Here is a 24,904-nt window from a genome sequence, read left to right on the forward strand (position 1 = left end):
TTACATCGCCTCCGAGGCGTTCTCTCGGGCGGCGGCGAGCTGGTCGAGTTCGAGCAGGGACTGGTTGATCAGGGCCGCCGCGCTGGCCGGGCGCTCACCCATGATCTTCCTGGCCCGGTTCAGCCGGGTGGCGATGGTGGTGATGGTGGAGCTCGCGCCCCGCCGGGCCCGGACCGGCCTGATGACCTGCTCCCGGTTGAGCAGGTGCTCGGCCTCGGCCAGCATCTCGCCCGCCACCTCGACCAGCTGCTGGCTGCGCAGCGGTGACTCGCGCGAGGTCAGGGCCAGGGTCACCAGGAACTCGACGATGCGCTCGGTGAAGTACCACGACACCTGGGTCTGCTCGTCGCCGACGTCGTCGAAGGCGCCGGCCGGGTTGTCCCACAGGCCCTTGACCTGCTGGTGGGTGAACTGGCGTTGCTGGATGTGGGCCCAGATCTGGTCGGCCAGGGTGTGCAGGCGCTCTCTGGTCCGGTTGCTCTGGGTGATGGTGGCCACCCAGATGGTGCGCTTGAGCAGCGTGATGGCGAAGTCGGCGACCTGCCAAATCAGCTGCGGGCCCAGCTCCTCGCTGCCGAGCAGCGTGACCTTGACGCCGGGGTGGTGCAGCGCGACGGCGCTGAGGTCGTTCTCCACCGGGCGGCGGGTGATGCGGGCGCTTCTGGCCAGCTCCTCCAGGACTCCGGCGACCCGGCCGAGGTCGACGTCGCCGGCCCGGGTGCGGACCAGATATTGCACCACCATGGCGGTGACGCCGAGGCTGTAGTAGTCGGACTCCTTGCCGTCGGTGGTCCGCCAGGGGATGTCCTCCAGCGGCCAGCGGTCCTTGCCGAAGGTGGCCACGGTGCGCCAGTAGTTCTGGGTGATGTCCCAGCGGCGCTGCAGGGCGTTGGCCAGCTGCTGCTGGTCGTCGTCGAGCAGGCCGAGCACGCGGGTCCGTTCCGACCACAGGTCCACGACGCCCACCAGGGCGTTGGCGGTGAAGTAGAGGTAGGGGATCTCGGGGGCCACGCCCTTGGGCTGCTCCCCGACCTTCAGGTCGGTGACCACCTCGGGCGCGTTCTTCACCACGCCCCAGGCCCAGCCGCATTCGAAGAGCAGGTTGGGGTTGTCCAGGTCCACCTGGGCGCCGGAGCCGATGGTCAGGTCGCGCAGCCCGGCCCTGACCTCCTCCAGGGACTTCTGCAGGTCGTCGTGGACCCGCCGGTCGTGCACCTTGGCCTGATTGGCGGTGCGCAGCAGCGCTTGGCCCTGCGGCGAGCCCGGCTCGAAGACGTTGATGGTGAAGCTGCGCAGCAGGCCCACCATGGCGGCCGACAGCCGGACGTTCGCCCGGGACTCCAGATCGCTGATCTTCGCGCGGATGTCCTGGCGGGTGACGCTGCGCCGGAACACCTTGAGGAAGCCCAGGGTGCCGAGCATCAGCGTGACGCTCATCGAGTAGGAGTCGACCACGTCCAGCGCCCGCTGCTCGCCGGTGATCTCCTCGCCGGGCTCGTTCGGCAGGAAGTAGCTGTCCCCGCCGAAGAGCGGCCGGCCGTCCTTGTCGGAGTAGGTGGTCAGGTACGCGTCGAGCAGGGTGAGCAGCCGCTTCGGGATCTCGACGCTGTCCCCGATGGCGGCCAGGGCTTCGAGCACGTCGTCGGAGGTCGCGTCGGGCGTGTCCAGGCGGAACTCGGGCAGTTCCGAGGCCGGATACATGAAGCACAACAATTGCTCGGCGTCGGAGATGGAATTGGAGCCGTGCCGGCCGCCCCAGCGCCACTCCTTGCCTTGGGAGGAGGCCCGGGCGGCGGCTTCCCAGATCTCCAGGAGTTGCTGGCGTGGCTGGAGTTTCACGCGTTCCCCCTGTGCGACGATGCCGCGGCCCCCGGCGACGGCTTTTGCGTTGACATGGAGCGAGTGCCATTGTCGCCCAGCGAATGGGCCACTAACAACGACACTACCCAGGAATTCCGCGGGAGTGGAAAGAGTTCTGGAGGTTCTACACTGGGCTGCCGACCGGCGTATCCTTAGACCAGAGGAGGCCGTTCGTCAAATCCGACAAATGCGCTCGAAAGACACATCATGGCCCATACAGGTAAGATTCTTGTCACTGGTTCGGGAATCGACCTGACTCTGTTGCGCCCGCTGGAAGAGGCCGGAAATAGCATTGTCGCCCGGCCGAAACTCCTCTCTCCCGCCGAGCTCAAGGCTGAGCTCCGGGACGCGGTCGCCTACCTGCACGGCGGCGAGGAATACGCCTCCGGCGACGCGCTGAGCACCGCGGAATCGCTGAAGATCGTGGCCTTCATGGGCATCGGCTATGAGAGCTTCGTGGACGTCGACGCCGCCAAGGAGCGCGGCCTGCGGGTCACCTGGACGCCCGCGCGGCGGCCCGACGCGGTCGCCGTCTTCACCCTGGGCCAGATCATCTACGCCAACCTCGGCATCCGGAACCGGCTGGACGAGCGCTATCCGCCGCAGTGGTCGGCGGCCGTGCCCATGCCCAGCGAGCTGTCCGCGCAGCGCGTCGGCATCGTCGGCCTCGGTTCGATCGGCAGCCGGCTGGCCGGGCTGCTGCTCACGATCGGCTGCGAGGTCTCCTACTACAGCCGGACCAGGAAACTGGCCGAGACCAGCCTCGACCTGACCTACCGCACCCTGCCCGACCTGGCCGCCTGGTCGGACATTCTCGTGGTCCTGCTGCCGGAGAGCCCGAGCACGGTGAATATCATTGATACTTCGGTATTCGCCCGGATGAAAGAAGGGTCAATTCTCATCAATACCGCTCGGGCCGCGCTGGTCGAACCGGTGGCGCTGGGAAATGCGCTCCGGGACGGCACGATCGCGGTCGCCGCGATTGACGGGCATTACCGCGATGAATCCGTAAATGCCGCCCTGATGCGGGAGTTCGGGCCCCGGCTGCTGTGGACCGCGCACGTCGCGGCGCACACCCGGCAGTCGATGGCGGCGATGGTGGACCAGGCGGTCCGGTCCGTGCTCCGGGCGCTGGACAACGCGCCGGACGAGAACATGGCGGTCGGCCAGTAAGCCGGGATTTCGGCTTTCCAAAACGGAGATGACCTTGTCGGGTCACGGTCGGGTAAATATACGATGGAGATGAACCAGCCATATTCCTGAGAGGCCCGCTTCGGGTGATTGGGGTGGATGTGACGGCGACGGGGGCGGGCGTACTCGTCGAGGCTCTGTCTCTCCATGGGGTGGAACTCGTCTTCGGCATTCCCGGCACGCACAACGTTCCGATCTACGCGGCGCTGGCCGCGCGGGGCGTGCGGCTGGTCACCCCCCGGCATGAGCAGGGCGCCGGATACGCCGCCGACGGATACGCGCGCAGCACCGGCCGTCCCGGCGTGGTGCTGACCACGACCGGTCCCGGGGCGCTCAACGCGGCGACCGCGCTGGCGCAGGCGTACTCGGACTCGATCCCGCTGCTGCTGATCTCGCCGGGGGTGCCCACCGACCATCCCCGGCTGGGGCGCGGTTACCTGCACGAGAGCAAGGACCAGTCGGGGGCGTTCCAGGCATTGTGCGCGTGGAGTCACCGGGTGAGCTCGATCCGGGAGATCCCGGCGGCCGTGGCCAGGGCGTTCGGCTCGTTCGCCGAGGGGCGGCCGCGGCCGGTGCACATCGAGATCCCGCATGATCTGCTCGACGCGGAAGGGCCGGCGAAGCTCGCGGAGCCGTACCGGATCGGGTCGCGGGAGCCTGATCCGGCCGCGCTGGACGCGGCGGCGCGGCTGCTGCGGGGGGCCGCGCGGCCGGGGATCGTGCTGGGCGGGGGCGTGCAGCGCCCGCCGGGGCAGGACGCGGGGGCGTTGGCGCTGCGGCTGGCGGAGTGGGCCGGGGCGCGGATCGTCACCACGGCCAACGGCAAGGGCGTGGTGCCGGAGAGCCATCCGCTCGTGCTCGGCGCGATGTTGCACCTGGCCGGGGCCCGGCGGTGGCTGGCCGACTGCGACGTGGTGCTGGCGGTGGGCACCGAGCTGGGCCCGGCCGACCTGTGGGTCGAGGACTTCGCCCTGGCGGGCCGGCTGATCCGGGTGGACGTGGACCCCGGGCAGATGTACGGCGACCACGTGGCCGACGTGCCCGTGGTGGCCGACGCGGCGCTCGCGCTCCAGGGATTGCTCGATCGGGTGGGCCCGCGCGAGGGAGCCCGCGCCCCGGCCCCCGACCTGGCGCGGGAGCTGGCCGGGCTGGCCGGACGCTGGGAGGTCACCTTGGAGGCGCTCGGCCGGGCGCTGCCGCCGGACGCCATCGTGGTCGGCGACAACTCGATGATCGTCTACCACGGCGCGCTGCTCAGCCTGGCCCTCGATCCCCCCGCGCGGCTGCTGTTTCCCTCGGGTTACGGCACGCTCGGCTACGCGCTGCCCGCCGCCATCGGCGCCAAGCTGGGCTGCCCCGACCGCCCGGCCGTCGTGCTGACCGGCGACGGCGCGCTCCAGTTCTGCGTGCAGGACCTGGCCACCGCCGTGGACGAGAAGCTGAGCCTGCCCATCGTGGTGTCCGACAACGGGGGCTTCGGCGAGATCCGCGAGGAGATGCTCCGGCGGGACATGACCCCGGTGGCCGTGGACCTGCCCGGGCCCGACCTGCTCCAGCTGGCCGCCGCGTACGGAATCGCCGCCTGCCGCGCCGACACTCCCGAGGAACTCTTCAAAGCCCTGGTGGCCGCCCTGGAACACCCGCTCCCCACGCTGATCGTGGTCCGCGAGTCATGACAGCTGGTCGGGCTCCAGGGCGAGCTCGGTGGCGGCCGCGATCCGCACCAGCTCGAAGAGCCGGGCCCGGGTGAGCATTCGCTTGTGCACGGTGACCTGCACGGTCAGCCCGTCGATCAGCGACATCAGCCGCCAGGCCGCGCCCTCCGGATCGGGGCACTTGAAGACGCCCTCGTCCGCCCCCGCCCGCAGGATGGAGGCGAGCGCGTCCTTCCAGCGCAGGTCCAGCGCCCGGGACACGTCTTCCAGGGCCTGGTTGCGCATCGACTCCGACCACGCGTCGATCCACAGCGCCCAGGACTTGGACTTCCCGGCGGGGGAGTAGAGCTTGAGCATCGCCCGGAGCTTGTCCATCGGGCCGCCCGCCGACTCCAGCAGGGCGGCCAGGTTGTCGAGGTCGCGTTCCGCGGCGTAGCCGAACGCCTGGGCGAAGAGCTTGTCCTTGGTTTCGAAGTGGTAGAAGAGCAGCGCCTGGCTCACCCCGGCCGCCTGGGCGATGTCGACCGTGCGCGTGTGCCCGAAACCCTGTGCCGCGATCACCTCGCACGCCACGCGGAGCAGGTCTTCCCGGCGCATGCGGCTCATTCCCCGTCCCACAACGAAACCCTAGCGCGCGATCGGGATACGCAACACGAATCGGGCGCCGCTGTCGCTGTCCTCGATGGCGAGGGTGCCGCCGTGGGTCTCGGCGATCTGCCGGGCGATGGCCAGGCCGAGGCCGGTGCCCCCGACGTCGCGGCTGCGGGCCGCGTCCAGGCGGGTGAACCGCTGGAACACCATCTCCCGCTTGTCCGGCGCGATCCCGGCGCCGTCGTCGATCACCTCGAGCACGGCGGTCCCGTCGCGGCCGTACACGCGGACGGTGACCTCGGTGTTGGCGTGCCGCTCGGCGTTGTCCACCAGGTTGGTGATCAGCCGGCACAGCCGGAGCCGGTCGCCGCGCACCATCACGTGCTCGTCCAGATCCTTGATCATCTTCACCCGGCGCCGCCGCCGGTCCAGCTCGCTCCTGGCCAGCCGGCCCAGATTGATCGGGTCGCTGCGGCCCGGCGCCCGCGCGTCCAGCCTGGCCACCTGGAGCAGATCGGTGACCAGCGCCTGCAGCCGGTCCAGGCTGACCAGCAGCGCCTCCCCGATCCCGGGCCAGTCGGCGTCCTCGGGGTGCAACATCGCGCCCTCGATCTCGGCCCGCATCGCGGTCAGCGGGCTGCGCAGGTCGTGCGAGGCGTCGGAGGCGAACCGGCGCTGCTGCTCGACGGCCTCCTCAAGCCGGTCCAGCGTCTGGTTGGCCGTCTCGGCAATACGCCGGACCTCGTCCTTGAACTTGGGCACCGGCACCCGGTGGCCGAGGTCGGAGGCGGTGATGTTGGAGAGTTCCGCGCTGATCGCGTCGACCGGGGCGAGGGCGCGGGCGATCGTCCAGGCGGCGCCGTACCCGGTGATGGCCAGCACGAGCAGGCTGCCGCCGATGAGGGCGGCGAGCAGCCAGGGATCCACGTACCAGGGCACGGTGGGGTCGGCCGCGTAGATGATCCAGTCGCCGTCGGGCTGGTAGACGCGGAAGGCGATGATGATCATGCAGGTGTCGGGGAAGTCGGGGCTGTCGCAGACCAGCTGGTCGCCCCGGACGACGGACTCGTCGGGCAGGAAGACCGCCATCGGCGGCCGGTTGAGGAGGTTGGGGGTGGCCGCGCCGATCGTTCCGTCGGGCTTGATGACCTGGATGGCGGTGACGCCCTGATCGGGGATGACGCCGTCGAGCACGTCCCGCTTGATCAGGTGCACGGTCTTCAGCGCGGCCCTGACGATCCGGTTGGTCTGGTAGTTGTACGCGAGATCCCGCACCCCGATGAGGGCGCTGATGGTGACGGCACAGCAGATCAGCGCCATCACGGCGCACGCGATCAGTGTCAGCCGGGCCCTCACCGACCAGCTGTGCCATCTGCTCAACCGATCCCCCCTGTGTGTCAGGTGATCACAGGTCGCGGTCCGATGCACACTCACGGGAGTCAAAAAAGGGCAAACGTGCCGTCTAGAGCAACGCTCCAGCGCTGGTTAGGGTAAGTAAGCACTGATTAGAGCGGAAATGGATCTTGCCGAACCCCGCGGACTCCTGGAGCTCTGATGTTTGATTTCAGCGAGACGCCCAGCTTCTACGCGATCGCCGGCGCGCATCCGGAACGCCGGGCGGTGGTGGACGCGGACGGTTCGGAGACGTCCTTCGGTGAGCTGCTGGCCCGGGTCAACGCGGTTTCCCATGGTCTGCGCGCCCGAGGGCTGGCGGTCGGCGACGTGGTGGCGGGCGTGCTGCCGAACGGCGTCGACGCGGTGATCATGCTGCTGGCGACCGGGCAGATCGGGCTGTACTACGTCCCGATCAACTGGCACCTCACGACCCCCGAGATCGACTACATCCTGTCCGACTGCGACGCCAGAATCGTCGTGTACGGCCCTGCCGACGTCACCGCCCTCGCCAACGGCCAGATCACGAAAAATCCGGACGATCGCACCAATGGGACGGTCATGTGGTACACCTCCGGGACCACGGGCTTCCCGAAGGGCGTGCAGCGGCCCCTCACCGGCAAGGCCCCCGAGGAGACCATGCCGCTCTACGCCTGGTTCCTCGGCGAGGTCTGCGATCTCCAGCCGGGGGACGCGGTGCACCTGGTGACCTCGCCCATGTACCACTCCGCACCCTGCGCCCACGTGGTCTTCGCGCTCAACATGGGCCACACCGTCGTCATCGCGCCCCGCTTCGAGCCCGACACCATCCTGGACCTGATCGACCGCTACCAGGTGGACAACGCCATGATGGTCCCGACCATGTTCCACCGCATGCTCCACCTCCCTCCCGAAGTCCGGAAAAATCATGATCTGTCCAGCTTGCGGCAGGTGATACACACCGGCGCGGCCTGCCCGATCGCGGTCAAGAAGGCGATCATGGACTGGTGGGGCCCGGTCCTGTACGAGTACTACGGCTCCACCGAGTCGGCCATCGCGTTCTCCGTCAAACCCCAGGAGTGGCTGGCCAGACCCGGCACGGTCGGCCGCGCGGCCCCCACCTTCGAGGCGAGGATCCTGAACGACAACGGCGACGAGGTCCCCCGCGGCGAGCCAGGACTCCTCTACCTCAAGTCCATCCTGGGCACCTTCCAGTACCGCAAGGACCCTGCCAAGACCGCCGCCAGCATGCGCGACGACTGGTACGCCCCCGGCGACATCGCCTCCATGGACGAGGACGGTTACCTGTTCATCCGCGACCGCAGAACCGACCTGATCATCTCCGGCGGCGTCAACATCTACCCGGCCGAGATCGAAGCCGCCCTGCTGGAGCACCCGGCGGTCGCCGACGTCGCGGTCATCGGCGTCCCCGACGAGGAGTGGGGCCACCGCGCGGTCGCCCTCGTCCTGCCCTCCCGCGACGTGACCCCCGACGAGCTGCTCGACCACCTGCGCCCCCGGCTGGCCCGCTTCAAACACCCCCGCGTCATCGAGTTCCGCGACGAGCTGCCCAGAACCCCGACCGGCAAGCTCTCCCGCTCGAAGGTCAGAGCCGACTACCTAGCTGGGCAGCCACTCGACTGACGTGGTGATCGCGTCCAGTACGTGCCCGAGCGGCTCCACCCCGATGCCGGGCCCCGTCGGCACGTCCAGATGTCCGTCCCGGAGCTCGAAGGGCGGCGTGATATCCGTGGCGTAGTACCGCCGCGAGGCTGAGGTGTCCCCCGGCAGCGTGAAGCCGGGCAGCGCGGCCAGCGCCACGTTGGCCGCCCGGCCGATGCCGGTCTCCAGCATGCCGCCGCACCAGACCGCGATCCCGTGCGCCCGGCACAGGTCGTGGATGCGGCGCGCCTCCAGGTAGCCGCCCACCCGGCCCGGCTTGATGTTCACGATCGAGCACGCGCCCAGCGAGATCGCGGCGGCGGCGTGCGCGGCCGACTCGATCGACTCGTCCAGGCAGATCGGCGTCGCCAGCCGTTTGGCCAGCGCGGCGTGCTGCACCAGGTCGTCGTCGGCCAGCGGCTGCTCGATCAGCAGCAGCTCGAACGGATCCAGCCGGGCCAGCTGCGGCGCGTCCAGCAGCGAGTAGGCGGCGTTCGCGTCCACCTGCAGCGGGATGTCGCCGAACCGCTCCCGGACCGCGCGGACCGGCTCCACGTCCCAGCCCGGCTCGATCTTCAGCTTGATCCGCACGTACCCCTCGGCCAGGTAGCCGTCCACCACGCCGAGCAGCTCCGGGATGGAGTCCATGATCCCGACCGAGACGCCGCACGGCACCCGGACGGCCGAGGCGCCCAGGAACGTCGCGAACGACTCCCCGGCCGCGCGGAGCTGCGCGTCCAGGACGGCGGTCTCCAGCGCGGCCTTGGCCATCCGGTGGCCCTTGATCGGTTCCAGCACCCGGCCCACCGCGTACGCGTCCACGTGCGGCCTCGCGGTCAGGGCGGGCACCATGAAGCGGCGCATCACGTCGGCCGCGCCGTCCGCGTACTCCGGCGAGTAGAGCGGCTCGGCCATCGCCACGCACTCCGCCCAGCCCTCCGCCTCCGGCGTGACCACCCGCACCAGCAGGACCTCGCGCGCGTGCTCGGTCCCGAACGACGTGCGGAACGGCGCCACCAGCGGCATCGCGATCCGCCGCAGCTCCACCCCGGTGATCTTCATGTTCGCTCCACCACGTAGCCCCCGCGCGCGAACCCGGTCACCGTCGCGCCCTCGTCCATCATCCCGCCCAGCACATCCCGGACGGCCAGCCGCCACGCCTTGGCCGCGCCGGGATCGGCCCGCCGGATCGCCTCGATATCCTCCGGCAATTCCACCAGCACCACCCGCTCCGCCGCGACCCGGGCCACCGGTCTCCCCTCCACCGCGATCAGCCCCCGGCACGCGCTCTCCGGCACCTCCGGCTGGTACGGCCGGCCCGACGCCGCCGTCAGCGCCTGCGGCGAGGTCAGCCGCCACACCGCCAGCACCCGGTCGGACTCGTCCCCGGCGTTCACCTCGTCGGCCATCGGGCCGTAGAACTCGCGCAGGTACTCCTCCGGCCTGGCGCCGAGTTTGGCCAGGTTGAAGTAGGCGTTGCGGCGGACGAGGGGGTCGAAGGTCCAGGTCACCGTGGTGAGGCCGCGGGCCAGGGCCCAGGCGCGCTGGTGCAGTTTGAGGGCGTGGCCGGCGCCCTTCTTGACCGCGCCGGTGACGTGCGAGTGCAGGGACTCGCCGATGGGGGCGGACAGGAAGCCGACCGACGCGCCGACCAGGCGGTCGCCGTCGAACGCCCCGGCGACGTAGTTCCCGGCGTGGGAGAGGGCGCGCATCATCTCCACGCTGACGGGGGCGTTCAGCGGGTCGGGGTGCCAGATGTCGTCGTACAGGTGGAAAACGCGGTCGAAGTCGGAAATTTCCTGAAGTTCGCGGAGTTCGACGCCCGCTTTCCGGGCCGCCGCGGCAACCGCGGCCTCCGGGGTTCCTGGGGTCTTCGGGGTCATCGCGCCAGCACCGATTCGATCAGGGCCGTCAGCAGGCGGGCGCGTTCCGGCAGGCGGTCCACCAGGACGTGCTCATCGTCCGCGTGCGCGCCGCCGCCGACCGCGCCGAGGCCGTCCAGGGTCGGGCAGCCGACACCGGCGGTGAAGTTGCCGTCCGAGCCGCCGCCCACCGAGACGCCCGTCAGCGGCGGCAGGCCGAGCCCGGCCGCGAGATGGACCGCCTTGGCGAACAGGTCCACCGAGGAGTTGGCGTCGAACGGGGGACGGTTCGGGCCGCCCAGGAGCTCCAGGCTCGCGCCGGGGGTTCGCGGGGTGAGCGCGCGCATGAGCTCGTCCACCCGGAGCTGGGAGGCCAGGTCGGGCACCCGGACGTCCACCGCCACCCGGGCCAGGGCGGGGATCGTGTTGGTGCTGGTCCCGGCCGAGGCCAGGGTCGGGGTCACCGACAGCAGGCCCGCCTGGGAGGACGACTCGACCGCGCTGGCGATCTCGGTGATGGCCAGGATCTGGTGGGCCAGCTCGACTCCGGCGTTGACGCCCTTCTCCGGTTCGAGACCGGCGTGGGCGGCCCGGCCGTGCACGAGCAGCTCGTACCGCGAAATGCCTTTACGGGCGATTTTGAGGGCGCCGTTCTCGCCGCCCGCCTCGGTCACGAACGTGGCCGCCAGGCCGCGGGCGGTGTCCTCGATCAGCGGCTGCGAGGTGGGCGAGCCGAGCTCCTCGTCGCCCACGATCAGCACGGCGACGCCCTCCAGGGAGGGCAGCGCGGCCAGCGCGTGGAAGATCAGCACCAGCCCCGCCTTCATGTCGAACACGCCGGGGCCCCGGGCGACGCCGTCGGTCACGCTCCACGGGATCCGGTGGATCGTGCCTGTCGGCCAGACGGTGTCGTGGTGGCCGAGCAGCAGGACCTTCGGCTCGCCGAACACCCAGCGCAGGTGCGGCACGCCGTCGATCCTCAGGGTCTCCGGCGCCACGCCGAGCGAGCGGCGGCCGACCTCCGCGACCGTCTTGGCGCTGCGGGCCAGCGCCTCGTGGTCGCTGGAGAACGACTCGCAGCAGACCAGCTCGGCCAGATCGGCGAGGATCGCGGCAAGCTCGGGTGACTCCGTTCTCACCGGCCCACCCCGAGTTCGGCCAGGAAGAGGCGGTGCAGGTTGCCACCGACGATCTTGCGGATCTCCTCGTCGGCGAAACCGTGCTTGGCCAGCGCCTCGGTCACCAGGGGCAGGCCGCGCGGGCCGTCCAGGTCGGGGATGCACGCGGCCACGTCCAGGCCGCTGAAGGAGCCGGCCTCGCAGCAGGGCGGGGTGAGGTCGGCGAAGACCTCGCGGATGAAGTCGGGGCCCAGGCCGACGTGGTCGATGCCGGCGATGGACACGACGTGCTCGATGTGGTCCACCAGGTGGTCGATGGTGACGGATCTCGCCTCCACCGCCAGGAAGGCCGCCAGGAAGTTCACGCAGACGACGCCCCCGGTGGCGGCGATGCCGCGTAGCTGGTCGTCGGTGAGGTTGCGGTGGTGGTCGCGCAGGGCGCGGGCGGAGGAGTGGGTGGCCAGCACGGGCCGGGTGGCCAGTTCGAGCACGTGCCCGACGCCGGAGGCGCCGAGGTGGGAGACGTCGAAGAGGATCCCGAGCCGCTCCATGGTCTGGAGGGTTTCGACGCCGTGGCTGGTCAGGCGGGATCCGGTGGCGTCCTGGCCGCTGCCGTCGGCGAGGGGCGTGCGGTTCCAGTGGGCGATCGAGGCGACCCGGACGCCCAGCCGGTGCAGCGTCGGCACCAGTTCCACGCTGGCGTCGATGCCCGGCATGCTCTCCATGGCCAGGACCAGGGCGATCCGGCCGCCGGCCAGGGCCTGGTCGATCTGGGGGCCGTCGACGCAGAGCCGTACGGCGTCGGGGTTGCCCTCGGCGAGGGTGTGCGCGCATTCGATCATGCGCAGGGTCTGCCGGAGCGCGCCCTCGGGGCGGTACTGGCCGTCGATGAACACCGGCAGGACCTGCAGGTTCACGCCGCCCTCGGTCAGCTGGGGGAGCCAGCGTTCGCGGAAGAACGAGGCCCACAGCTCCGGCGGCCGGGCCGACACGGCCATCAGCAGGTCGTTGTGCGCGTCCGCGACGACGGCGTCGCGATGCAGGTCAGCAGGCACCTGAACTCCTCACGGGATCGTGTACCCGGACGTTACCCCGCCGGGAGGGGTCCGGCGAAGGCGGTCTGCCGGACGTCGCGCGTCCGCATTCCCGGTACCCTCCCATCCGTGACGGAGACCACACTCGCGACGGTGATCGAGACACTGGAGCACGCCTACGACCCGGCCCACGCCGAGCCCTGGGACGCGGTGGGCCTGGTCTGCGGGGATCCCGGCCAGGTCGTGCGCAGGATCGTGTTCGCGGTGGACCCGGTGGCGGCCGTCGTCGACGAGGCCCTGGAATGGCACGCCGACCTCATCGTCACCCACCACCCCCTCTACCTGAGGGGCACCACCTCGGTCGCGGCCGACACCGCCAAAGGCCGCCTCATCCACCGCCTGATCAAGAACGACTGCGCCCTCTACACCGCCCACACCAACGCCGACGTGGCCGACCCCGGCGTCTCCGACGCCCTCGCCCGCGCCGTCGGCCTCTACCCGCCGTACCGGCCGCTCAGCCCGATCGCCGTCCCCGGCCTCGGCCTCGGCCGCGTCGGCGTCCTCCCCGTCTCCATGACCCTGGCCAAGTTCGCCGCCCTCGCCGCCCAGGGCCTGCCCCGCACCGCCGGCGGCCTGCGCGTCGCCGGCGACCTGGACCGCCTGGTCAAGGTCGTCGCCGTCAGCGGCGGCTCCGGCGACTCCCTGCTCGGTACGGCGCGCGCCGCCGGCGTCGACGTCTTCCTCACCGCCGACCTCCGGCACCACCCGGCCAGCGAATACGTGGAGTCCGGTGGCCCCGCCCTCATCGACGCCGCGCACTGGGCCACCGAGTGGCCCTGGCTGGCCGAAGCGGGGGAGCGGCTGACGTCCGCCCTGGCGGCGAAGGGTATTAGTGTTGAGGCGCGCGTCTCCGACACGGTCACGGACGCCTGGACCACAACAGCACAGCGAGGATAGGGATGAAGGCCTCACCGGAAGCACAGAAGCGTCTCCTCGACCTGGCTGAGCGCGATGCGGCTCTCGACCGGCTCCGGCATCGCCGCCGCACGCTCCCCGAGCTGGCCGGGATCGAGGAGCAGTCCAAGAAGCTCGCCCAGGTCTCCACCCAGATCATCGCCGCCGAGACCGAGGCGGCCGACCTCGCCCGGGACCAGGGCAAGGCCGAATCCGACGTGGACGCGGTCCGGCTGCGCGCCGAACGCGACCGCAAGCGCCTGGATTCCGGGCAGGTCTCCTCGCCCAAGGATCTGGCCAGCCTGCAGTCCGAGATCACCTCGCTGCACCGCCGCCAGGGCGACCTGGAGGAGGTCGTGCTGGAGATCATGGAACGCCGCGAGGCCGCCGACACCAAGGTCGCCGACCTGCGCGCCGAACGCGACGAGCTCACCGCCACCCTCTCGGTGGCCGAGGCCCGCCGCGACGAGGCCTTCGCCGAGATCGACAAGGAGGCCGGCGAGGTCCGCGACCGCCGCGGTGTCCTGGCCGCCGAGATCCCCGCCGACCTGTTCAAGCTGTACGAGAAGCTGCGCGAATCCTCCGGCGTCGGGGCGGCCATGCTCCAGGGCGGGCGCTGCCAGGGCTGCCGGACCACGCTTTCCATCGCCGATCTCAACCAGATCAGGGCCGCCGCGCCCGATGAGGTCGTCCGCTGCGAGGAATGCCGACGCATCCTCGTCCGCACACCCGAGTCTGGACTGTGAGCGCCGACTACGTCTGCGAGGCCGACGGTGGTTCCCGGGGGAACCCCGGGCCTGCCGGGTACGGCGCGGTCGTGCGCGATCCGTCGGGCGACGTGCTGGCCGAGGCCGCCGCGTCGATCGGCGTCGCGACCAACAATGTCGCCGAGTATCGGGGGTTGATCGCCGCTCTGCAGGCTGTCCTCGATCTTGGTGGCGAGGGGCGTACGGTCGAGGCGCGGATGGACTCCAAACTCGTCATCGAGCAGATGGCGGGTCGTTGGAAGATCAAGAACGAGGGTTTGCGTCCCCTCGCTCTCGAAGCCCAGGACCTGGCCCGGCGCCTGCGGGTCACCTGGAAGTGGATCCCGCGCGAGCGCAACAGCCACGCCGACCGCCTCGCCAACGAGGCCATGGACGCGGCCGCCCGCGGCGAAACCTGGCAATCCACGACGATTTCCTCGGGTGGGCATTCGGCCAGCACGACCGTTTCTCACGCCACGACAATCCGCTCGGAAGGGCCGAACAACTCAGGCCGATCGTCTTCGACTTCGTCTTCGACGTCGCCTTCCGCTTCGACCTCGGCTTCGGCTTTGACCTCGGTTTCGATCTCGGCTTCGGTTTCGGGGGAACCCGGCAGCCGCACCGCTGGCCACGCGGTTTCGGGGGAACCCGGCATCCGCTCCGATGGGCACTCGGTGCGAGGGAACGGCCATACTTCCACTGAGGCCGCGTCCGGTGACGGGTGGGTCGGCGACGCCAGCCGACCAGCCGGGCGGAGCGGTCTTGGCTGGGGACGTGCGTCGCGTGTGGCGACGTCATTGTTGTTGCTGCGGCATGGGCAGACGCCGCTGTCGATCGAGAAGCGATTCTCCGGGACCGGTGATCCTTCGCTTACCCCTACAGGAATGGCGCAGGCGGAGGCGGTGGCGGCGCGGCTGGCGCGGGAGCCGTACCGGATCGAGGCGATCGTGAGCTCGCCGCTGACCCGCGCGCGGCAGACCGCCGAAGCGGTCGGAGCCCGGATCGGACTACCCGTGCGCGTTGACAAAGGCCTCAGAGAGGCCGATTTCGGCACCTGGGAAGGGCACACGTTCGCCGAGATCCAGGAACGATGGCCACACGAACTGGCCGCCTGGCTCGCCGACCCGGCCGTCGCCCCACCCGGCGGCGAAAGCTTCACCGAAGCGGCACTCCGGGTAGAACGCGCCCGCGACCGCATCCTCACCGACCACCAGGGCAAGACCGTCCTGATGGTGTCCCACGTGACCCCGATCAAACTACTCGTCCGCTTCGCACTGAACGCCCCACCCGAAGCGCTCTACCGCATGCACCTCGACCTGGCCTGCCTGTCGATCATCGACTACTACGACGACGGCCCAGCCGTACTCCGCACCTTCAACGACACCACCCACCTGAACTGAACATACGCGTGCCGCCGAACGAGACGCGTCGGACGTTCTACGCGTGCCCGTGCACGTTCAACGGCTTGGGCCACCCGTTCGGAGCATGCCCGCGTGCGTCCAACCACAGGGCTCACGCGTTCTGGGCATACTCAGGTTGTTAAACGAAGGGTTCGCCTGTTTCTGAGGTGCTTATCAACGACACGGCTCATATGCGCCGAGCTGATCACCATCGAGCGGTACCCGCAGATCCAGAACCGCCCCCGCCGCCCTCGGCACCACGGCGCCCGCCGCTTTGAACAGGGCGAGCATGCGGTAGTTCGTCGCGTACACAGTGGCGGTCAGTGCGCGGATCCGGCGGCTGGGCGCGACGCTCAGGAGATGCCGTAGCAGCATCCGGCCGAGCCCCCGCCCCTGCCACTCGTCCTCCACCAGAAAGGCCAACTCGGCCTCCCCGGCGGCGAGATCCATCAGATTGCTCATCGCCACAACCCGCTCACCCCCGGCGATATGAGTTACGAACGTCACCCCTTTCGCCGGATTCGTGAACAGCCCGATCACCCGATCGCTCAACCGCGGCACCGGCCCGAAATACCGGAACCGCAGGCTCTCAGGCGAGCACCGCTCGTGCATCTCCCGGACCGCCTCCGCGTCGCCCACCGTCATCGGCCGCGTGATCAGCTCAACCCCGCCGACCTCGGTCCGCAGAACCCGCGGCGACGGCTGCGTCCCCCGTACCGGCTGAGCCCCCCGTACCGACCGCGGCCCCCGCGGCGGACGCCCGTCCCCCGGATGCTTGTTCGTCATTCTTCCCCCAGTACCCCTCGTTCGTGGCGGCCCGCGCGGGCCGCCCGTTCGTGACATTCGACCGCGACCTACTTGCTGGATGGTTGGTGCTCACTTGAGACGCCACTAGGCTGGTCGTACGGCGGACGAGCCGGCCGGACGGCCGCGTCGAGGTCTTCGCACCTCGCCGAGGAAGGTCCGGGCTCCACAGGGCAGGGTGGTCGGTAACACCGACCCGGGGCGACCCGCGGGACAGTGCCACAGAAAACAAACCGCCCCCTCACCGAGGGGGTAAGGGTGAAACGGTGGTGTAAGAGACCACCAGCGCCCACGGCGACGTGGGCGGCTAGGTAAACCCCACCCGGAGCAAGGTCAAGAAGGAATGCCCACGGGCATTCCGCGCGCGACACTCGAGGGCTGCCCGCCCGACGCCGCGCGGGTAGACCGCTTGAGACCACGAGCAATCGTGGCCCTAGATGGATGGCCGTCAGGTTACCCAACCTACAAAACCCGGCCTACAGGCCGACTCGTCCGCCTTTAAGCCCCGGAGACGGGCCTTTCGCTCCTCATGATCCAGAAGTCATCACCACGTCAGCCTGGCTCGCGCCTAGCGGGACGCTCCAGGGATGCGAAGCCGCACTCCACACCAGTGGCGGTGGACAACTGGCTACGCTCAGAGGCCGACGCCCGCGTCCACTAGATCAGTGGCTGGGACGCTCCCAGTAGGAGGTGGCAACATTACAGCTGAGCCGCAGCCGGTCACCCCGCGGACTCCTGATCAGATCGTCGAGTCGTTGAAGCCGATCGGAGTCCTCGCAACATCCGTGCGTGCCTGCCTCCTCCCGACCGCGGCCACTTCGACAGTGATTACCGACGGGCCATGGCTAAGGCCACCGAGGACCTGGACCTCTCACCCGTAAAGGATCTGCTCGCTCACTGGTGGCATATGGCCAGGATGAAGGCGACCGGCGAGTACGAAGAGGTTCTGGAGCAGGCCACTCGAGTGCAAGAGCAGATCGAGAGTGGTGAGTATGTCCCAGGTCGGCCGCTACATGAGGTCTTGGCCGAGCGGGCTGCTGAACTCGGCGTGAGGCTGCGCCCATAGATGTATACGGCTTAAGGGAAGCTCCCTGCGCCACCTGAAAGAACTGTGTCCGGGATCACGCGGGCGTTCGGAGATCAGGATCATCTTCGCCCTCGATCCCACCCGGGCGGCGCTGCTGTTGCTGGGTGGCGACAAGGCCGGGAACTGGGAACGGTGGTACAAGGAGAACATCCCCCTGGCTATACAGCTCTACATCGACTACACCAGCAACGAAGAGGAGTGACCATGCCGAAGAGGACGCCGGGGGACTGGGCCGACCTTGAGCGGGAGCTACACGAGGCCGGTGTCTCTCCTTCCGTGATCGAGGAGGGCGCCAGGAGGCTCCTCGCCGAGGCGCGCGGCCATCAGCTTGCCGAGGCACGCAAGCACCTTGGGCTTGGACAAAAGGACGTCGCGACCACCATGGGCGTGAGCGTTGCCCGTGTCTCACAGATCGAGCATGGCGAGGTCGCGTCCCTTGAGGTTATCGCCCGCTACGTGGAGGCACTCGGAGCACGCCTGGAGTTGGTCGTCGACTTCGGCGACCGAACGGTGCGCTTGCCGGTCAGCGAGAAGTCGATGGATGCCGCCTGAGCGCTGCATGGTCTGGGCAAGATCTCCACGTAAGAGCTCAAGAATCGACCAAGCCAGTCACCTTGATCTCACCACACTGTCCGGGTGCCTGACGCACCACCGAAATCGAGACCACCGCTGCCTGCATGCCCGGTTCTGAGAGCCAGGGCGCGCTATGCGCTCCGGCTACCCGGTGGATGGGACAAGGGCGTGGCGGGCTGCTATGACACCTCGAACCGCATAGGCAGCGGAAAACACGTTGCAGTAGAAGGTCGGGGCGCGGAAAGCTCCCGGCGTGAAGATGAACGCCAACCAGTTGATGGTGGCACCGGAGACTGTGCGTGCATTGGTTGATGAGCAGTTTCCCGAGTGGCGGAGTCTGCCCATCACGAGCGTCGCCGGGCATGGGACAGTGAACGCCATCTTTCGTGTAGGCGAGCACTTCACGGCTCGGTTCCCGCTACAGCCTGGGCACGTCGACTCGACGCGGCGGTGGCTGGAGTCCGAAGCGGAAGCAGCCCGCGAGTTGCTAGGTCGCACGCGGTTTCCCCCGCCCGAGCCGGTCGCGCTCGGTGAGCCCGGGGCGGGATATCCGCTCCCGTGGGCGGTGCAGACTTGGCTGCCGGGTGTCGTGGCCACCGACGAGGACCCGGGCGAATCGGTCGCGTTTGCGCACGACCTGGCTGATCTCATCGACAGCCTGCGCGCAATCGACACGCGTGGCCGTACTTTTGCCGGCAAGGGCCGAGGGGGTGACCTTCAATCCCACGACGGGTGGGTGGAAACCTGTTTCGAGCACAGCGAACAGCTTCTGGACGTTCGCCGGCTTCGTCTCATGTGGGAGAGTTTTCGAAATCTGCCGCGCGAAGCCACCGACGTGATGGCCCATGGTGATCTCATTCCCGGCAACGTGCTCGTGTCCGCTGGGCGGCTGACCGGGATTCTCGACGTCGGCGGCTTCGGGCCGGCGGACCCTGCTCTAGATCTTGTGAGTGCATGGCATCTGCTTGAGGCCGGGCCGCGGCAGGTGTTTCGCCAGGACCTCGGGTGCGACGACCTCGAATGGGAGCGAGGCAAAGCGTGGGCCTTCGTACAGGCGATGGGGGTCGTCTGGTACTACCTCGAAAGCAATCCGGTCATGTGCCGGATGGGCCGGCGCACCCTGGAACGCATCCTGGCCGATCCCGTTTCCGTGTAGGCATTTTTCGGTGTGATCCGGATATTTCCGGGCAGTGGAGGCCGGTGGCCGAACCCACCGAGAGTCGCCGGGGCGAGCTGATCGAATCCGCTCAAGCCCGCTGGATCGCCGCCCTGACCGACCTGGGCGGGCGTAACACGCTGCTCTACTACAAGGATCGCAGGGCGGGCACGCTCGACCTCGCGGACGCCGATCCCATCGCCCTCGAACGGTTCCTGCGCACCGGATCGGCCCGTCTCAGCCGCCTGTTCACGGACGCCGACGTCAGGGCGGACGCGATCCGCCGCGTGCAGGCCATCCACCGCAAGGCACGCGAACTGCTCGAAGAGCGCGGCATCCGCGCCGGATACCTCGCCACCGGCATGGCCCGCTGGGACGAGTTGTTCCTCGAACCGGCGGCCCCCGTGCTGCTGCGCGGCCTGACCATCACGCCGACCCGCGCCAGACACGACGATTTCGAGCTTGCCCTGGACGACGAAGAGGAGCTCAACCCCGTCCTGGTGCACAAGCTCGCCACCATGTACGGCGCCGCGGTGACCAGCACCGGCGACCTCGCGCGCGCCGCCGAACTCGCCGAGATCCCCGGATTCGAGATCCTCCCCAGGCAGGTCATCGGCACCTTCACCTATGCCAAACTGCCCATGGTCAGGGACATGCAGGCAGCCGGCGAACTGCTCGCCGACAGCGACATCGTGGCCGCGATCGCCGGCGACCCGGAGGCTCAGGAACTCCTGCTGGCCACCGATACCTTCCCCGCCATCGACGACACGCCCGAGTCCGACTACTCGGTGCTCGACGCGGACTCCTCCCAGCGCAGCGCCATCGACGCCGTGCTCGCCGGGCGCAGCCTCGTCATCCACGGCCCGCCCGGCACCGGCAAGAGCCAGACGATCGCCAATCTCATCGCCGCTCTGGTGGCCCGGGGCCGGAAGATCCTTTTCGTGGCCGAGAAACGGGCCGCCATCGACGCCGTACTGTCCCGGCTGAAGGGTGCCGGGCTCGGTGACATGGCGATCGACATCCACGAGGGCACCAGGGACAGGCAGCGCATCGCCAAGGACCTCGGCACCACCCTCGACCTGGCCGCCCAGGTCGCCGGAACCGCCGACGAGGGCCCGCACCGCCGCCTGGCCGAACGCCAGAAGCGCCTCAACCAGCACGTTACCGCATTGCACGAGGTGCACGAGCCGTGGGGGGTGACCGCCTTCGAGGTTCAGTCCGCGCTGCTCGGCATCCCGGCCGAGGCCCGCACCCCCGTACGGCTCGCGCTGTCGGAACGCATGAGCCGCGAGGCCGCCGACCGTATCCGCGACGACCTGCGGGAGTTCGCTCATCTCGGCGGATTCACCCTGCGCCCGCGCGCCACCTCCTGGTACGGCGCGGCCCTGCGCACCCCGCTCGACGCCCGGCTCGCCATGGACATGGTCACCCAGCTCACGACGGTCACCCTGCCGATGCTGGCCGACCGCCTTGGCCGGGCCTGCGACGAACTGGGGCTGACGCCGCCGAGCTCCTATCCCGCCCAGCTGGCCGTGCTCGAACTGCTCTCCGGCATCGCCCGCACCCACGAGCTTTTCGACCCGGCCGTGTACGGCTCCAGCCCCGCCGACCTGGCCGCGGCGACCGGCGAAGGGGCCGAGCTCGGCCTGCGGGACCGGTTCCGGCTGCGCCGCCAGGCTCAGGCGTTGTGGATCGGCCCGCCGAAGGCTCCCCGCGAGGACCTGCACACCGCGCTCGTCTCCGCCGCCGCTCAACTGGCCGGGTGGGAGTATCTCCGTACTAAAGCGGGACTGCCCCGCCTGCCGTCTGGTTTCGCGGAGCTGCTGGCCCTCGGGGAGCAGAGCGAGCAGGAGCTGGCCGCGCTCCGCCGGTACGTCCGGATTCCGCCCGACGTTGAGCCGGTCCTGGCCGGGCTCGCCGCCGACCGGGACACCCCGTGGAAGCTGCCGCGCCTCTACGAGCTCGGCGTGCGATTCGACGCCCTCGGCCTCGGCCCGCTCCTGGACGGCCTGGCCCGCAGGGAGGCCGGGCCCGGCCTGGCCGCGCAGGTCTTCGACCACGCGTGGTACGCCACCGTCCTGGACCACATCCGGGTCCGCGACCCCCGCTACGCGGCCTACGACGGCGCGGCCCTCGACGAGATCGCCGGCGAGTTCCAGGTCGACGACGTACGGCACCTGGCCGCCAACCGGACCCGCGTCCGCCGCGCCTGGGCCGGACGGGTCCGCGAGGCCGAGGACCGCCACCCCCTGCAGGCCCGGGTGATCCGCAAACAGGCCGCGGTCCGCCGCGGCCACCTGCCGCTGCGCCGCCTCCTGGACCAGGCCGGGGACGTCCTGTTCGCGCTCAAGCCATGCTGGGCGATGTCGCCGCTGATGGTCAGCCAGGTGCTGCCCCTGGCCCGGCTCTTCGACGTCGTCATCTTCGACGAGGCCAGCCAGGTCGTGCCCGCCGACGCCATCCCGTCGATCATGCGCGGCCACCAGATCGTGGTCGCCGGGGACGACCGCCAGCTGCCGCCCACCAACTTCTTCCGCCAGGTCGGCGACGAGGAGGCCGAGGACGACGTGGACGACCTCGTCTCGTTCGGCGCGGGCTTCGAATCGGTCCTCGACGCCCTCCGCCCGCTGCTCCCCACCTGCCCGCTGACCTGGCACTACCGCAGCCGCGACGAACGGCTTGTGGCGTTCTCCAACACCCGCATCTACGGCGGCGCGCTGACCACCTTCCCCGGCGTGTCCCGCGACGACTGCCTGACGCACGTGGTGGTCAGCCAGACCGCGGACAAGGGCCAGGAGACCTCGGTGACCGCAGAGGTCGACAAGGTCGTGGACCTGATCCTGGACCACGCCTCGACCCGGCCCGAGGAGTCCCTCGGCGTGATCGCCCTCGGCCTGCGGCACGCCGAACGCATCGACGCCGAGCTGCGCTCCCGCCTCACCCACCGCCCCGACGTGGAAGGCTTCTTCAGCGAGGACCAGGCCGAGCCGTTCTTCGTGAAGAACCTCGAACGCGTCCAGGGCGACGAACGCGACGCGATCATCTTGTCCATCGGGTACGGCAAGCACCCCGACGGCCGGATGCGCTACCAGTGGGGCCCGCTGCTGCGCGACGGCGGCGAACGGCGGCTCAACGTGGCCGCCACCCGGGCCAAACGGCGGCTCACCCTGGTCAGCTCGTTCTCCAGCCATGACGTCGACCCGGACCGGCTGACCAAGGCCGGGGCCCGGCTGCTGGCCGACTACCTCACCTACGCCGGCTCCGGCGGCACCGCCGCGGACGCCTCAGGACGCGACGACCTCGACCCGTTCCAGGCCGACGTACGCGACCAGCTGGCCGCGCTCGGGATCAGCGTCGTCCCGCAGTACGGCGTCGGCGGCTACCGCGTCGACTTCGCGGCCACCCACCCCGACGACCCCAGCCAGATGATCCTCGCCATCGAAACCGACGGCACCTCCTACCGCGCCTCCCGCAGCGTCCGCGACCGCGACCGGCTCCGCAAGGAGCATCTCGAACGTCTCGGCTGGAGCTTCCACCGCGTCTGGTCCACCAACTGGTTCCACAATCCCCAGGCCGAACTGGCCAAACTCCGCACCGCCTACGCCCAGGCCCTCGCCCGCACCCCCACCAAACCCCCCGACCCGGCACCACACCCGCCCGCGACAACCGACCTGGTTCCCCGCCCGCCCGCACCGCTCGACCGCGACCCGTGACGGGCGCACCGACAGCGTGGCATTGCTGAACCTGGTGCGCCGGTAGCTATCGGGGAAATCGGAATCTGCTTTTGGCTCGGCGGCGTTTGAGGCGCTCGGCGATGATCAGAGGCCCAAAGCCCGCCGTGAACCACGCGAACTGCAGCACCGCCAGTGTGATCCATACTGCCTCGTCGGTCACTCCTGTCCAGCTCAGCAGAGCGGTGACGATCACGATGACATAGCTGGTCAGCAGGCATGCCCTCAATATTCCGCTGACCTTCCATGCCTGTTGTGTCTGCCCTGGGCCAAGCCACCACCGCGCGGCCGACCAACCGAGGACCGATACGGCGACCAAGCCTGGGAGAGGCAGGAAAGCGAGATCGGTTGGCAAAGGAGTGCCATCCGCGGCGGCGGCGGTCAGGAAACCCGTCAAGAGGAGGGGAAGCACGCAGACAAGGGCGGCCACCGTGGTGGCCGTGATTCGCAATCGCTCCTCATCGGCCTCATGCATCTCGCGAGCGAGTGCCCTCTTCTGGCCGATTGCGAGAATCGGCCGCTCGCCTTTCCGTTTGAGTCTGATCAGCGCTGCAAGACCCCAGGCAATGCCTCCAAGCGCGATCACGACCAGAGCGCCCAGGAAGGAGTTCTCGCCATCTGGGCGATCCTGGTCGATCTGCAGCAGGAGAGCCATGCCGCTTCCGGCAATTCCAATGAGCCTGGGACCGGCCGCGAGAACGACAGCGAAGGCGAGGAACGCCAGGCAACCCAGCCAAGCGGAGGGGCTCTTGTCTGAACGCGCTTCAGACAGCGCCTGCTGGATGGCGGCATTGCCGGAATCCAACTCAGCGGCGTGCGCCAAGGCGGCGACGCCTTCCTGGTGGACGCGGCTACGTCCAGGCGGGTACGACAGGAGAGCCTTGCCCAGAGCCAAATGAGCGGCCGCCTCTTCGGGAGCGAGCGCAACGGCCTGGCGTGCCGCCCGCTCGGCGTCGTGGTACAGCCCGCTTGCTGTCGCCATGGCACGGGCCAAGGTCATGTGTGCCCGCCAGGCGTGCGGGGCCAGCATGGTCGCGCGCAAACCGTACGAGACGGCCTGGGTGCTGTTCCCCAGTTCACAGAAGATCATGCTCGCGAAAGCGAGACAGTCGGCGCTGGGAGAAACGGTCAGGGTCAGGGCGCGATCGACAAGCTCGCATGCAGTCCCCGCGTCGCCCTGACGTGCGTGGACCAGCGCGCTGAGCAGAACGGGAATCGGGTCCTCGGGACGTTCCGCGCCAAGGCGTCGTGCGAAAGCGGAGACTTCGGAGAACGATCCCCTGTCGCAAAGATCGACCACATGATCAAGCTCGTCGAACACCGGGCCAGGCTATGCCTAAAGCACCAGAAATATGAGATATGCCCAAGCTCGGAGCCTCCTGCGGGCGCACCGCATATTCGCTCGTGATCCTCTGGCGCGGTCAATAACGTATGCCCCATGCGAGGTCGGATCAGAAGAGATCGGAAGACGGGCATCGTGAAGCTACGCCATCATGCGGAGCTGATCCAACCGTACGACGGTGCGGATATGGTGACGGCTGCGCCAGGTCCGGAGGGAGAACTGGTGGTCCTGTGGGCGTCGAAGGAGAATGCCGACGCCATCTCTGCACGGACTATCCAGCCGGGGGGTGCGTCCTTCCCCGAGGCTCGTACGGCTGCGCCAGTCTCGGTGCATGTCGCCACGTACCGTCCCCATCTGGTGATGACGGTGCCCATCGCCGAGCAGTCACTCGCTCATACGTATGCCCAGCCGCTTCCCGGGGGAGATGTGCTCCTGGTGGGCGCCCGATGCCGTTTGCGTGACGGAGCAGCCGAGCCCAACGCCGCGATATACACCGTGGACGGCGAACTCGTGCGAGAGGGCATTCTGGGAGACGGAATCGAAGACGTGCAGACCACCCCGTCCGGCGAGATATGGGTGAGCTATTTCGATGAAGGGGTGTGCGGCAACTTCGGGTGGGGCGTGCCAGGCGGTCTCGACCCAATGCCACTCAGCCTAAATTGATCATGGATTGACGTGCGGTGATGTGCCCCTGCCGACCGCTTCGAGGGCGGATGCCAGGGAGATCCACTACGGTTCGTGATCGTGATGGAGACCGGAGAGCAGTC

Annotated in this window: 20 protein-coding genes, 1 other RNA gene and 1 pseudogene; 13 read left to right on the plus strand and 9 right to left on the minus strand. The window is 69.3% G+C overall.

The genetic code is table 11. The annotated features are described in order from the left end of the window. Entirely contained in the window at positions 1-1,839 is a 1,839-nt protein-coding gene (locus tag ABGB08_RS28480) for an SCO2524 family protein (protein WP_347595855.1), read from the minus strand. Positions 1,840-2,067: 228 nt separating this feature from the next. On the opposite strand from ABGB08_RS28480, the gene ABGB08_RS28485 reads away from it, so the two are divergent. Then, a complete protein-coding gene (locus ABGB08_RS28485) occupies positions 2,068-3,033 on the plus strand; it encodes an NAD(P)-dependent oxidoreductase (RefSeq protein WP_347595858.1) in 966 nt (321 codons plus the stop codon). 113 nt (positions 3,034-3,146) lie between these two features. Beyond that, positions 3,147-4,727, plus strand: a complete 1,581-nt coding sequence (locus ABGB08_RS28490) for a thiamine pyrophosphate-binding protein (RefSeq protein ID WP_347595861.1) — start codon at positions 3,147-3,149, stop codon at positions 4,725-4,727. On the opposite strand, the gene ABGB08_RS28495 is transcribed toward ABGB08_RS28490, so the two are convergent. After that, complete coding sequence (locus ABGB08_RS28495; protein WP_246268657.1) at positions 4,722-5,312, minus strand: TetR/AcrR family transcriptional regulator; 591 nt, start codon at positions 5,310-5,312, stop codon at positions 4,722-4,724. The two genes, ABGB08_RS28490 and ABGB08_RS28495, sit on opposite strands and share 6 nt — an antisense overlap. A gap of 21 nt (positions 5,313-5,333) precedes the next feature. Further along, positions 5,334-6,677 (minus strand): HAMP domain-containing sensor histidine kinase, encoded by a 1,344-nt coding sequence (locus ABGB08_RS28500; RefSeq protein WP_347595866.1) that lies wholly within the window; start codon positions 6,675-6,677, stop codon positions 5,334-5,336. 174 nt (positions 6,678-6,851) lie between these two features. Here ABGB08_RS28500 and ABGB08_RS28505 point away from each other — a divergent pair, with 174 nt between their 5' ends. Further along, complete coding sequence (locus ABGB08_RS28505; protein WP_347595869.1) at positions 6,852-8,312, plus strand: AMP-binding protein; 1,461 nt, start codon at positions 6,852-6,854, stop codon at positions 8,310-8,312. Here ABGB08_RS28505 and menC read toward each other — a convergent pair. From menC to ABGB08_RS28525, 4 genes are read right to left on the minus strand one after another with little or no spacing between them, the layout of a single operon-like run. Further along, entirely contained in the window at positions 8,289-9,392 is a 1,104-nt protein-coding gene (menC, locus tag ABGB08_RS28510) for an o-succinylbenzoate synthase (RefSeq protein WP_155356795.1), read from the minus strand. The genes ABGB08_RS28505 and menC overlap by 24 nt on opposite strands. Beyond that, positions 9,389-10,213 (minus strand): GNAT family N-acetyltransferase, encoded by an 825-nt coding sequence (locus tag ABGB08_RS28515; RefSeq protein ID WP_347595872.1) that lies wholly within the window; start codon positions 10,211-10,213, stop codon positions 9,389-9,391. The genes menC and ABGB08_RS28515 overlap by 4 nt, the downstream gene beginning before the upstream one ends. Further along, complete coding sequence (locus tag ABGB08_RS28520) at positions 10,210-11,331, minus strand: M20 family metallopeptidase (RefSeq protein WP_347595875.1); 1,122 nt, start codon at positions 11,329-11,331, stop codon at positions 10,210-10,212. Before ABGB08_RS28520 ends, ABGB08_RS28515 begins: the two co-directional genes overlap by 4 nt. After that, positions 11,328-12,365 carry a membrane dipeptidase gene (locus ABGB08_RS28525; protein WP_347595878.1) on the minus strand — a complete coding sequence of 346 codons (1,038 nt, stop codon included), beginning with the start codon at positions 12,363-12,365 and terminating at the stop codon, positions 11,328-11,330. Before ABGB08_RS28525 ends, ABGB08_RS28520 begins: the two co-directional genes overlap by 4 nt. Positions 12,366-12,473: 108 nt before the next feature. On the opposite strand from ABGB08_RS28525, the gene ABGB08_RS28530 reads away from it, so the two are divergent. The 3 genes from ABGB08_RS28530 to ABGB08_RS28540 are packed head-to-tail and all read left to right on the plus strand — an operon-like array spanning position 12,474 to position 15,444. Further along, positions 12,474-13,301: a Nif3-like dinuclear metal center hexameric protein gene (locus ABGB08_RS28530; RefSeq protein ID WP_246268661.1), complete on the plus strand. Its 828-nt coding sequence runs from the start codon at positions 12,474-12,476 to the stop codon at positions 13,299-13,301. 2 nt (positions 13,302-13,303) lie between these two features. Continuing rightward, a complete protein-coding gene (locus ABGB08_RS28535; protein WP_347595882.1) occupies positions 13,304-14,044 on the plus strand; it encodes a C4-type zinc ribbon domain-containing protein in 741 nt (246 codons plus the stop codon). Further along, on the plus strand, positions 14,041-15,444 hold the full coding sequence (locus ABGB08_RS28540; protein WP_347595885.1) for a bifunctional RNase H/acid phosphatase: 1,404 nt from the start codon (positions 14,041-14,043) through the stop codon (positions 15,442-15,444). Before ABGB08_RS28535 ends, ABGB08_RS28540 begins: the two co-directional genes overlap by 4 nt. Before the next feature lie 174 nt (positions 15,445-15,618). Here ABGB08_RS28540 and ABGB08_RS28545 read toward each other — a convergent pair whose 3' ends face one another. Then, positions 15,619-16,230 carry a GNAT family N-acetyltransferase gene (locus tag ABGB08_RS28545; protein ID WP_347595888.1) on the minus strand — a complete coding sequence of 204 codons (612 nt, stop codon included), beginning with the start codon at positions 16,228-16,230 and terminating at the stop codon, positions 15,619-15,621. A gap of 126 nt (positions 16,231-16,356) precedes the next feature. Here ABGB08_RS28545 and rnpB point away from each other — a divergent pair. From rnpB to ABGB08_RS28575, 6 genes and pseudogenes are all read left to right on the plus strand, one after another. Beyond that, positions 16,357-16,743: RNase P RNA component class A (gene rnpB, locus ABGB08_RS28550), an RNA gene on the plus strand. A gap of 274 nt (positions 16,744-17,017) precedes the next feature. Continuing rightward, positions 17,018-17,314 (plus strand): annotated as a pseudogene (locus ABGB08_RS28555) (DUF6247 family protein); the annotation flags it as partial. Positions 17,315-17,348: 34 nt separating this feature from the next. Then, positions 17,349-17,537: a type II toxin-antitoxin system RelE/ParE family toxin gene (locus tag ABGB08_RS28560; protein WP_347595906.1), complete on the plus strand. Its 189-nt coding sequence runs from the start codon at positions 17,349-17,351 to the stop codon at positions 17,535-17,537. A 2-nt stretch (positions 17,538-17,539) separates the two neighbouring features. After that, the gene (locus ABGB08_RS28565; RefSeq protein ID WP_347595891.1) at positions 17,540-17,887 is read left to right on the plus strand and encodes a helix-turn-helix domain-containing protein; all 348 of its coding nucleotides are present in this window, start codon (positions 17,540-17,542) and stop codon (positions 17,885-17,887) included. Between the two features lie 280 nt (positions 17,888-18,167). Continuing rightward, positions 18,168-19,064, plus strand: coding sequence for an aminoglycoside phosphotransferase family protein (locus ABGB08_RS28570; protein WP_347595909.1), 897 nt, complete (start codon positions 18,168-18,170; stop codon positions 19,062-19,064). 44 nt (positions 19,065-19,108) lie between these two features. Then, complete coding sequence (locus tag ABGB08_RS28575) at positions 19,109-22,777, plus strand: AAA domain-containing protein (protein ID WP_347595894.1); 3,669 nt, start codon at positions 19,109-19,111, stop codon at positions 22,775-22,777. 46 nt (positions 22,778-22,823) lie between these two features. Here the strand turns inward: ABGB08_RS28575 and ABGB08_RS28580 are convergent, their stop codons facing one another. Then, complete coding sequence (locus ABGB08_RS28580) at positions 22,824-24,116, minus strand: hypothetical protein (protein ID WP_347595897.1); 1,293 nt, start codon at positions 24,114-24,116, stop codon at positions 22,824-22,826. 117 nt (positions 24,117-24,233) lie between these two features. Between ABGB08_RS28580 and ABGB08_RS28585 the strand changes: the two genes are divergently transcribed. Beyond that, positions 24,234-24,800 (plus strand): hypothetical protein, encoded by a 567-nt coding sequence (locus tag ABGB08_RS28585; protein ID WP_347595900.1) that lies wholly within the window; start codon positions 24,234-24,236, stop codon positions 24,798-24,800. Positions 24,801-24,904 lie beyond the last annotated feature (104 nt).

This window comes from Acrocarpospora sp. B8E8, assembly GCF_039871605.1.
Lineage (GTDB): Bacteria > Actinomycetota > Actinomycetes > Streptosporangiales > Streptosporangiaceae > Acrocarpospora > Acrocarpospora macrocephala.